The following is a 9,809-nucleotide window of genomic DNA, read 5'->3' on the forward strand; positions in this document are numbered from 1 at the left end:
CACTGCATGATACGGAATGGGATCACTCTCCGACCGCATCAAGTATCCCGGCTATAAACGAATCCAGATTCCATGCTTCCGGCTCCTTGGTCAGCCCGAGACGCACGACCACGAGCTTTCGGGATGGGATGATCGTAAGACTCTGGCCATCGTGACCGAGTGCGAAAAAAGCATCCGGTGGCAGGTGAGGCCACTGTCCTTTTCCGGGGTGGGCGGCGCTTCCGGCATTGGTCCAGAAATGCGCGCCGTATTCTCCAGCAGGATCGGTCGGAGTCGGCGTTTTGCTGTAGGCAACCCATCCATCGGGAAGGATACGCTCTCCTTCCCAGACGCCGTCCTGCAGGTAGAGAAGGCCGAACCGCGCCCAGTCGCGGGCGGTTGCATACATGTATGTCGATCCCACGAATGTTCCTGACACATCGGGTTCCAGAACGGCGCTGCGCATGCCGATACGGTCGAAGAGAGCGCTGTGCGGAAAAGCAAAGTAATCGGGCAGTGTCCCGCCGACAGCGGTGCGGATAATCCGTGCAATGATATTCGATGTTCCGTTGGAATGAGCCCATCGTGTATCGGGCTTTGCTGCGAGTGGCTTTCCGGCTGCATAAGCGGCCATATCGGGACTTCCGAACATGATGACCGAGTCGGTAAGGGGAGGATGAGAATCGTCGAATGTCAGGCCGCTGCTCATCCTGAGAAGCTGATCCGTGGTAATGGCGCCGCACGGGTCGCCGGGAGAACTCCACTCGGGTACGGGCGCCGGCTCATGAACGGAAAGCTTCCCCTGACAGACCAGGATTCCGGCGAGCGCATTCATCACGCTCTGTGTCATGCCATAACCGAGGAGGGGCATATCCTTCGTAAAATCAGGGGCATATCGTTCGGCAATGATATGGCCGTCATACACGACTACAACTGCCCGTGTCCGCCGGTGAAGTTTGGGGTCCGGTTCGGAAAATGCCTCGTCCATGATGGATTTAAGCTTCTGAGTGTCGATCCCAGCCGGAAGGTCCTCGCTCACGATCAAGTCACCGGAAGGCCAGGGAAGATTTTTCTGATTCTGGGGTGTGGATTTCCTCCCGGTATCTGCCTGTGACCGTAATTCATCCTCGGTACACCCGGCCAGAAGCGTGCTGCCGAGCCCTTCGCGAAACAGTGCGCGGCGCTGAATGACTCCGAACGCCGTCGCGGTGACCGCATGATTCGCTGTATCGACTTCCAGACGGATATAATTCACGGAATGGTGGAGGTCCTCGTTCATGATGGACTCGGGGCTCCGGCCCGAAACGAACACGCCCGAACAGAGCATTTTCGCCTCGACTCCCGCGCCGGCGGAAAGGAGCCGCCAGAGATAGTAGTCGGCATACCCGAACAGGAGAACGACAATGATAATAGCGATTCCCAGAAGAATCTTCATGTTTATTTTCATCGTACCTGGTCCCCTGGCCATGGAGAAAAGTTCAATCGTTAACATACTGACGCCTGTGATACAACATTGCAGCAGATTTTATTCTGCTGGTCATATAACCTGAATTTTTTGTAATCTTTTGAATAGATCGTATTATACGTTATCTCCCTTTGGTAATTACTTTTTCGGGTACCCCACTGTCTGGGCAAGGATGATTTTCTGGTCCTCCCGCAGCTTCATCGCTTCGGCAAGAGCTGTTCTGTCGAGTCCCCCGCGCACGACTGTCGCCAGCCCTTCGGAAGCGCAGAACAGATAAATATTCTGGCTTATGAATCCGGTGTCGCAGGCTGAATAAAAATCACATTGCTCTTGTGCCGCGTTCCCTGTTCTCGAAAAATCAGCCACATAGATGAGGTTGAGCGCTGCTTCCGTGACGAATGGCTGACGGCCGGTCTGTGCCCTGATATCGCCCGCAACAACTGGGTTCAGGCTGTGAGCTTTGGGATCATAGAGATACAGCCCCTCTGCCGATGCGACATAGATATCGATCTCCTGCCAGTTCATCGCTGAGGGGGCGGTACGTTTCCCCGATTCGGGACGGTTGATTCCGAACGCTGCCCACAGGAGGTTCGAGAGCACCTGAGGCGGGAGGCTCTCGCTGCTGTATTCACGGATGGTCTGACGTTCGTTGAGCGCCTGCATGAGAGGTTTACCGCCCTCTTTCTGCGGTGCTGGCAGAACTATGGGTTTGAGTTCCTGGGCGACGGTCACAGCGGTCAGCATACACAAAGCGGCCATTACCAGAGCGGTTGTTACAGTGATTCGTTTACTCATGACATGACCTTCCTCGGTAAAAAGTGTAACGGAACAGCAGACGGTTGATTCGTGCAATAATCACATACGCTATGCCCCTCCCGGAGAGACAGATAGCACTATTAAATCATTATCTGTGTCCAGTAGTTGTTAATATAGTAAAAAGAATTATCGAATACGTTGAGAAAAATATGTTTGTATTCAGGAGTGATAATGATTGAAAACAGGAGAATATGATAAAATTTCACGGAAGATAACACCATGCAGTTCAGTAACGACGCATGTTATCTGGCCTCGTTATAAATGATCTCAACAAGCGCTTTTTCCTGGTCATCAAATTCTTTCTTTATCTCTTCGATGCTCTTTCCGCTGCTCATGAGCGATTTCACTTTTTCCTGACGGCCGGTCATCGCTTCGATGGCGCTCCGTACACCTTCACGGTCGGTCATTTCGGAATGACCGCTGCAGAAATGCTCGGCATCAAGCGTATCGAGCATCTTTTTCAGAGTGCTGACATGCCCGAAAGAACTGCCGCCTTTATAGGCATGAATGAGTTGGGGACGGTTCGGGGTGAGCTGGTCTCCGACAAAGGCTGTCTTTTCTTCCGGAAAGTACACCACAATGTCACCGGTCGTATGTCCGATGCCGAAATACCGGAGTTCGATCTTCTTTGAGCCAAGATAGATATCCATCTTGTCCCGGAAGGTTATCGAGGGTATGAAGGGAGCCAGCTCGGGCGTGTTCCATTCAGAGGGTGAGCCATCACGTCCGGTGTGGAAAAACTCCGCGCGGCAGTTTTCATGCCCGATAATTGTGACCGAACCGGGAAAAAACCGGTTGCCCCTCACATGATCCGCATCGCTGTGTGTGTCGATGAGGTAGAGTATGGGTTTGTCGGTGATGCGGTGTATCTGGTCGATCACCTGATCCACCGACTGTTTGTCCATCTTGGCGTCGATGACAAGAACCCCGGTATCGCCGATATATACTCCGCCCTGGGCTCCCTGGCCGCCCATGGTTTCATATAGCCGGTCGGAAATCTTACGGAAGGTGACCGGTCTTGCTTCACGCTGCTGGGCATAAGCGAATGAGCCTGTAATGATGAACAGACATGGAATGATGATAAATACAAGCTTCCTTTTCATATCATTATCTTCCTGTTTCGGTATGTGGTGTATGGTTTTCCGTACAATCCGTCCGGACGGTAAAATCTGTGTTATTCACGGCCCATATTCGCCGCTTTTACGAGGATGCCGGGAATGGCTTCGTCCATGATTGCCTTCACATCCTCATAGCGGAACGTCCGCTCCTCGAATGAACGCCGTTCAAGCGCCCGTATGAACCGTTCCTCGAACTCCCTGAAATATGCCCCGTAGATATGGTAGCTGTCGGCCTGGTGGACATACCGCCCGATCTTTATCTCTCTGCCGGACTGTTCGGCGATCATCCCGGCGATCTTTTTCTGGAGCTGTATGAACGCGAACATGTTCATGAATGCCGCCTTATAGGCATCGTTGGAACGGAATCTGATGTTGGTGTTCAAATACCACGCGCCGTCGCCGCCCTCGACGAGCCTGCACCAGATGCTCTGGAGACAGGCGGGGTCATAGCAGGAGTTGTCTTCCCACACTTTCCATGTGATTGCCTGAGCGCGGCGTGTGTGTGGAGTTTGAGCCAGCTTGCCTGCCAGCAGTTCGATCTGATTGTATACGGTGTCCGTACCGGGAACAGAGTAGTCAAACAGCCGCTGATGATAGGTATATTCCCACCGTGTATCATTGGGGTCTTCTGCGTTTATTCGGACGCAGTGATCCTTGATGCCGTCGAGGACTTCCATAACGTATTCCTGAAGGTCCTCGATCCCTCCGGGGAAATCCTTGTGGATCATCGGTTCCGCGAGCGGATTTTTTATGACCACGGTCATGGAACAGTCTTTACTCGGTGGGTCATCGGGTTTGTCGTATTCGGTTTTTATGTTGCATCCCTCATGATACACTTTTATCAGAGACTTCTCCCATGCTTCGGCAAGACATTCGCCTTCAGCCATCAAAACGGGAATGTTTCCGGTCATTAATCCTCCCTCTATATGTAAACGATTCGATGATATCCACCAATGACAACACAAGAAATCTGAATACAGATAAATCGTCCCGATCCGATATGGTGAATTTGAATAAAATTGATCGAAAGCAATTTCTGCAATGTTCAGGATTATCGGTACAGGACACTGCTCCGAAAACATCCGGCAGCATGTAACTATAGTATCATGTTCCGGCAAATGTTGTCAAGGTATTTCTACATCATCCAGCATGTAAGCGTGCAAATACAGATTAATCTCATTCGTCCCTGCAGAATTTTTTCCCTCAGTCCCTATGTTCCTTAGTCTCTCTGTCACTTTATTATCATACATTTCAAAAAAAAAGTAAAAAAAATTGGAACCCCTTTTTTTTCAGGGAGTATAATTAGCTGAAAACGAGAGCGTTTTAAAACAGGTTCGGCATATAACAAAAAGGAGAGTGCCTGCGCAGGATTGATAATGAGCTGTAGTTTTTCAGGTTGATACAAAAACTCAAAATCAAACCTTATGGAGGTGCTCTATGTTTACCACAGTATCCAAACCCACCATTTCTGTTTTTCATCGGCTTGCCGGTGTTGTTCTTGTAATTGTTTCTCTTGTTGTTTTTTCCGGTGCTCCCGCATATGCTCTTGCCCCTGTGATCGAACAGGGAAAAATCATCGAGAGTCCATTCACAAAAATCTACGAAAAGGTTGCGCCTTCTATTGTGCGGATTGATGTCAAGGCTGAAATAACCGAAAGCCAGCAGGACATCCCGGCGCCTTTCCGGCAGTTTTTCGGAGTTCCTCAGCAGCAACAGCATGAGCTTGTCCAGGGCATGGGTTCAGGCGTAATTATCGACCGTGATGGTCATGTACTCACCAATCACCATGTCATCGACAGCGCCGAAAAAATCACCGTTAAACTGAATGAAAACGAATCCTATGATGCCAAAGTCGTGGGAACAGACCCCGAGACGGACATAGCTGTAATACAGATGGAGCTTAAAGGTAAAAAGCTTCCCGAGGAATATGTTGCTGAATTAGGCAATTCCGATTCGGTCAAACCCGGCGATTACGCCATTGCGATCGGTAATCCCATCGGTCTCGAACGGACGATCAATGTGGGGGTTGTCAGTGCAGTCGGCCGTCACGGCTTCAATGTTGCGGGCTCGCAGTCACCGCAGTTCCAGAATTATATTCAGACCGATGCCCAGATCAATCCGGGAAATTCCGGCGGTGCTCTTGTCGATATCGACGGCAAGGTTATCGGAATAAACGATATGTATACCGCCCAGTATGCCGGAATCGGTTTCGCGATCCCTGTCAATCTCGCACGGAATGTCATGACCCAGCTTATCGCAAAGGGTGAGGTCAAGCGAGGCTTCGTGGGTATCCGTCCCGAGGAGATCACGAAAGAAATCCAGGAAGCCATGAATCTTCCCGGCAAGGAGGGAGTTCTTATCAAGGAAATTCTCCCTGACACCCCCGCCGCTAAGGCCGGTCTCAAACACGGCGATGTTATTGTGACGCTCGATGGCAAAAAAGTGAAGGATTTTCAATCGTTCCTGTTCGAAATCGGCAATCATGCCCCGGGAGATACAGTGAATCTCGGCTATATACGGGAAAGCAAGGATCGTTCGGTGAAGCTGACCCTGTCCGAGCGCCCGGCTATTACGCTTGCTCAGAATGGCAGTGCAGCCCCGGGAGATAACGGGACATTGAGCTGGCGGGGTATCCATGTCGTCGATATCGGCAGCCCTGCAGCCCGTGATTTCAACCTCGGCGATGTCAAATACGGAGTCGTCGTGGTTAAAATCGATGAAAACAGCCCCGCTGTGGACAGTAATCTCAATGTCGGAGATGTCATCGTCGAGATCGACTCGAAAGAAATCAGAAGCACGAAGGATTTTGCCGGTATGAAGGATAATCCGGTATTCAAGAACAAAACAATCCTCCTGTATCGTGAGCGCTTCTATCCCGATGGCCAGGTTGACAGGGGATTTGTCGCAGTAAAAAGTGCGTAACCGGTGAAAGTAGTTTTTAGCATACTATACCATTGATAAAACGAGCGGAAGAGCAGGGCTGAATCGAAAGCAGGGGCGACTGAAACAGATGGTTCGGTTTCCTGCATCTTTCGCTCGTTTTTTACGACACCTGCACGTTCAACTGACTCGATTGATTCAATATTATTTTACCACAAAGACACAAGTAGGGGTAATTCATGAATTACCCCTACGATGTAACATCGGTCAGGTTCGAAAAAACAGCGAAAATCAGCGTTCCATCACATTTATAAACAAGCCGGGCATACATCCACCGTATTTTTCACTCCGCCCTCACAAATCCTTGCCGTCAGATACGATTGATTGTATCTTGTTTGCATGAAACCTGTTATATGCAATTACTATGTGACCTGCCGGTGCAATGCGCGCTGCGGATTCTGTTCAGTCTGGCGTGAAAACGGGGCTTCGGCTTCGGAGGAATCATCGCCCGCCGTGGTGTGCAGAAACCTCGGGGATGTGAAGCTTCTGGGAGTGAAAATTGTCGATTTCACCGGCGGAGAACCCCTTTTGTATGAGGGTTTGCCGCAGGTGCTCGCGTATGCCCGGAATATCGGGCTGAGAACCACGGTCACCACCAACGGTATACGGTATGTCGAACGGGCGTCCGGGCTCTCCGGTCTCGTTGACATTCTCCAGTTTTCCCTTGATGGCGCAGACCGTGCAACCCATGACCGTGTGACCGGCGTACCCTCCTTCGACCGTGTCATGGAGGGTTTGGAGGTCGCCCGCCTGCTCGGCGAACGCCCCGGTCTGATTCATACGGTCACCGATGAAAATCTCGGGGCTGTGCCCGATGTGTGTGCTCTTGCACGGAAGCTCGACGTTCTTCTGTTCCTCAATCCCTGTTTTTCCTATTTCGGCAATGGCGGTCTCTCGCGTGAAGGTGCGCTTAAGCTCGAGAATATGAGAGTTGGCAGCGGCGTCACCATCGACCGGGGATTTCTGAAATTCCTCATCGACGGCGGCAACAAAATGTCTTCTCCGCGCTGTCTGGCGGTCAGCTCGACCATCGTGATTTCTCCCGACGACAAGCTCCTGCTGCCGTGTTACCACCGGAAAGTCAGGTCTGTTCCCATCAACGGCCGTCTGCTGGCGCTGCGAAAATCGCGGATCGTCCATGAGGAACAGAGCCGTGAGGGCCGGTATCCCTTCTGCGAGGGATGCGCGATAAACTGTTATCTGCGGGCATCGCTGTTCAGAAGCCTCAACCCGTATTTTCTGCCGAGTCTGCTGTCGGCGGCTGACTACCTCTACGCCCGGTGGCGCATGACGAAATCGGTTTCCTGACTGCACAATTCATGAAATGTCCGAAACAGGTTATTCTCTATGTGACACTGTTCTGGTGAATATTGAATTTTACTGATATTTATAATAATAGATGCCGAAATAAATTCGGCAAGACATCATCTGTTGTCACCGTATTTTTTCACCGGAACGATAAATCGTAACTGATACCGGGGGTGTCATGATGGCACAGAATATGAATCGAAGAACTTTTATGAGGAAAACCGCGGCTGGTTCAGCGGCTTTTACACTGTTCATGCAGTCTTCGTGCACACGACCCGCTGCCCGGAAGCCGAATTTTGTTTTTATACTGATCGATGATCTCGGATGGAAGGACCTGTCGTGCTACGGGAGCACATTTTATGAAACACCGAACATAGACCGGCTTGCTGCCCAGGGAATGAAATTCACCGATGCCTATGCCGCCTGCCCTGTCTGTTCGCCAACCCGTGCAAGCATCATGACGGGGAAATATCCCGCCCGTCTCCATGTGACAGACTGGATCAAGGGGCATGTGGCTCCGAAGGCAAAGCTCAGGGTGCCGGACTGGACAATGTATCTCGACCTCGACGAGGTCACGATCGCGGAAGCCCTGAAACCCGAAGGCTATGTTTCGGCGAGTGTCGGGAAATGGCATCTTGGCGACGAGGCATATTATCCCGAAAAGCAGGGATTCGATGTCAATATAGCCGGGTACTGGGCAGGACAGCCGCCCACCTATTTTTCCCCGTACACCGTTGACAGGGAATGGAACAACCGGATTCCGACTCTCGAAGGGGGCAGCGAGGGCGAGTATCTCACCGACCGTCTCACCGACGAGGCGCTGAAATTCATTGAGAACGCCAAAGGAAGGCCGTTTTTCCTGTACCTTTCCCATTATGCCGTGCACACGCCCATCGAGGGGAAAGAGCGCCTTATCGAGAAATACAAGGCAAAGGTAAAACCCGGGCAGGATCAGAACAATCCGGTGTATGCCGCCATGATCGAGAGCGTCGATGAGAGTGTGGGGCATGTTTTGAATAAGCTCGATGAACTCGGAATCGCCGACAACACCATCGTGATTTTCATGTCCGATAACGGCGGTCTGTCGGGAATAGGGGACTGGAACCACATCACCTCGAATGCTCCTCTCCGCGAGGGCAAGGGGACACCGTACGAGGGAGGCGTCCGCGAGCCGATGATCGTACGGTGGCCGGGAGCGGTCAGGCCGGGCTCGACATGCTCCGTGCCCGTTTCAAGCATCGATTTCTATCCGACCATGCTCGAAATGGCCGGAATCGGAGTTGTCAGCGGCCGCACTGTCGACGGCGTTAGTCTCGTTCCGCTCCTGGAACAGACCGGACCAATCCGCCGCGAGGCGCTCTACTGGCATTATCCGCACTACCACATCACCACGCCGTTCGGCTCGGTGCGAACAGGGGAATTCAAGCTCATCGAGTTCTACGAGGACGGCAGGCTGGAGCTGTACAACCTCAGGGACGATATCGGGGAACAGCACGACCTCGTCAATGAAATGCCCGATAAATCCCGTGAGCTCAAAACGATGCTCGATGACTGGCGCAGCGCTGTCGGCGCCCAGATGATGACCCCGAATCCCGATTATGACGGGAAACCGTATTCGATTCTGACCGCCGGTCAATAAACGCGCCCCACGTGTATTATAAGATAATAAGCAAGCGGAATCACGAACAATGCTTATGAGAACGCATGGTTTACGATGAAAGGGACATGTATGGGTAAACTCGATGAAATCTCCGCGAGAAGAAAGGTGGCGCATGACCGTCTGCTAACGTTGCAGTCAGGTGTGTATCGCGCGTTCCTCGATATGGAAAAGGCGGCCTTCTCCGATGGCGAGCTGCCGAAGAAAACCAAAGAGCTGATAGCCGTGGGAATCTCCGTGGTTATCGACTGTGAATCGTGCATGCAGTGGCATATCGGGCAGGCAGCCCGGGCCGGAGCAGCGTATCGGGAAGTACTCGAAGCGGTCGAGGTGGGAATCGAAATGGGCGGAGGCCCCGCAACCGTCTCGGCGCGGTTCGCTCTGGAGGTCATGGACTCCGTTTTCACAACCTGAAACACAAGATTCTAAGAAGACAGAGAAAGAACGGACGGAAAACGCAACGTATTGTTCTTAACATCGATATACTCTACTATTTGCTTGACAGGTTTTTTAAGGTGATAAAGTT

General features: G+C 51.7%; 8 protein-coding genes. 4 read left to right on the forward strand and 4 right to left on the reverse strand.

Going from position 1 to position 9,809, the window contains the following annotated elements; all coding sequences use genetic code 11:
• Positions 1–22: 22 nt before the first annotated feature.
• The 4 genes from LLG96_05665 to LLG96_05680 form a co-directional block, all read right to left on the reverse strand.
• Entirely contained in the window at positions 23–1,426 is a 1,404-nt protein-coding gene (locus LLG96_05665) for a beta-lactamase family protein (GenBank protein MCE5249690.1), read from the reverse strand.
• Between the two features lie 156 nt (positions 1,427–1,582).
• Positions 1,583–2,239 (reverse strand): SagB/ThcOx family dehydrogenase, encoded by a 657-nt coding sequence (locus tag LLG96_05670; GenBank protein MCE5249691.1) that lies wholly within the window; start codon positions 2,237–2,239, stop codon positions 1,583–1,585.
• Positions 2,240–2,502: 263 nt separating this feature from the next.
• Positions 2,503–3,363: an MBL fold metallo-hydrolase gene (locus tag LLG96_05675; GenBank protein MCE5249692.1), complete on the reverse strand. Its 861-nt coding sequence runs from the start codon at positions 3,361–3,363 to the stop codon at positions 2,503–2,505.
• 71 nt (positions 3,364–3,434) lie between these two features.
• Entirely contained in the window at positions 3,435–4,289 is an 855-nt protein-coding gene (locus tag LLG96_05680; GenBank protein ID MCE5249693.1) for a thymidylate synthase, read from the reverse strand.
• Positions 4,290–4,815: 526 nt separating this feature from the next.
• On the opposite strand from LLG96_05680, the gene LLG96_05685 reads away from it, so the two are divergent.
• The 4 genes from LLG96_05685 (at position 4,816) to LLG96_05700 (ending at position 9,697) form a co-directional block, all read left to right on the forward strand.
• Positions 4,816–6,300 carry a trypsin-like peptidase domain-containing protein gene (locus LLG96_05685; protein ID MCE5249694.1) on the forward strand — a complete coding sequence of 495 codons (1,485 nt, stop codon included), beginning with the start codon at positions 4,816–4,818 and terminating at the stop codon, positions 6,298–6,300.
• Between the two features lie 357 nt (positions 6,301–6,657).
• Complete coding sequence (locus LLG96_05690) at positions 6,658–7,626, forward strand: radical SAM protein (GenBank protein MCE5249695.1); 969 nt, start codon at positions 6,658–6,660, stop codon at positions 7,624–7,626.
• Positions 7,627–7,837: 211 nt separating this feature from the next.
• Positions 7,838–9,265, forward strand: coding sequence for a sulfatase (locus LLG96_05695; protein MCE5249696.1), 1,428 nt, complete (start codon positions 7,838–7,840; stop codon positions 9,263–9,265).
• Between the two features lie 90 nt (positions 9,266–9,355).
• Positions 9,356–9,697 (forward strand): carboxymuconolactone decarboxylase family protein, encoded by a 342-nt coding sequence (locus LLG96_05700; GenBank protein MCE5249697.1) that lies wholly within the window; start codon positions 9,356–9,358, stop codon positions 9,695–9,697.
• The last annotated feature ends 112 nt before the right edge of the window (positions 9,698–9,809 follow it).

Source organism: bacterium (assembly GCA_021372535.1).
Taxonomy (GTDB): Bacteria; Latescibacterota; Latescibacteria; order Latescibacterales; family Latescibacteraceae; genus JAFGMP01.

Bases quoted from the DNA above. Each gene is read 5' to 3' on its own strand.
- LLG96_05665 (MCE5249690.1), bottom strand. From the start codon at position 1,426: ATGAAAATAAACATGAAGATTCTTCTGGGAATCGCTATTATCATTGTC.
- LLG96_05670 (MCE5249691.1), bottom strand. From the start codon at position 2,239: ATGAGTAAACGAATCACTGTAACAACCGCTCTGGTAATGGCCGCTTTG.
- LLG96_05675 (MCE5249692.1), bottom strand. From the start codon at position 3,363: ATGAAAAGGAAGCTTGTATTTATCATCATTCCATGTCTGTTCATCATT.
- LLG96_05690 (MCE5249695.1), top strand. From the start codon at position 6,658: ATGAAACCTGTTATATGCAATTACTATGTGACCTGCCGGTGCAATGCG.
- LLG96_05695 (MCE5249696.1), top strand. From the start codon at position 7,838: ATGAGGAAAACCGCGGCTGGTTCAGCGGCTTTTACACTGTTCATGCAG.
- LLG96_05700 (MCE5249697.1), top strand. From the start codon at position 9,356: ATGGGTAAACTCGATGAAATCTCCGCGAGAAGAAAGGTGGCGCATGAC.
- LLG96_05680 (MCE5249693.1), bottom strand. From the start codon at position 4,289: ATGACCGGAAACATTCCCGTTTTGATGGCTGAAGGCGAATGTCTTGCC.
- LLG96_05685 (MCE5249694.1), top strand. From the start codon at position 4,816: ATGTTTACCACAGTATCCAAACCCACCATTTCTGTTTTTCATCGGCTT.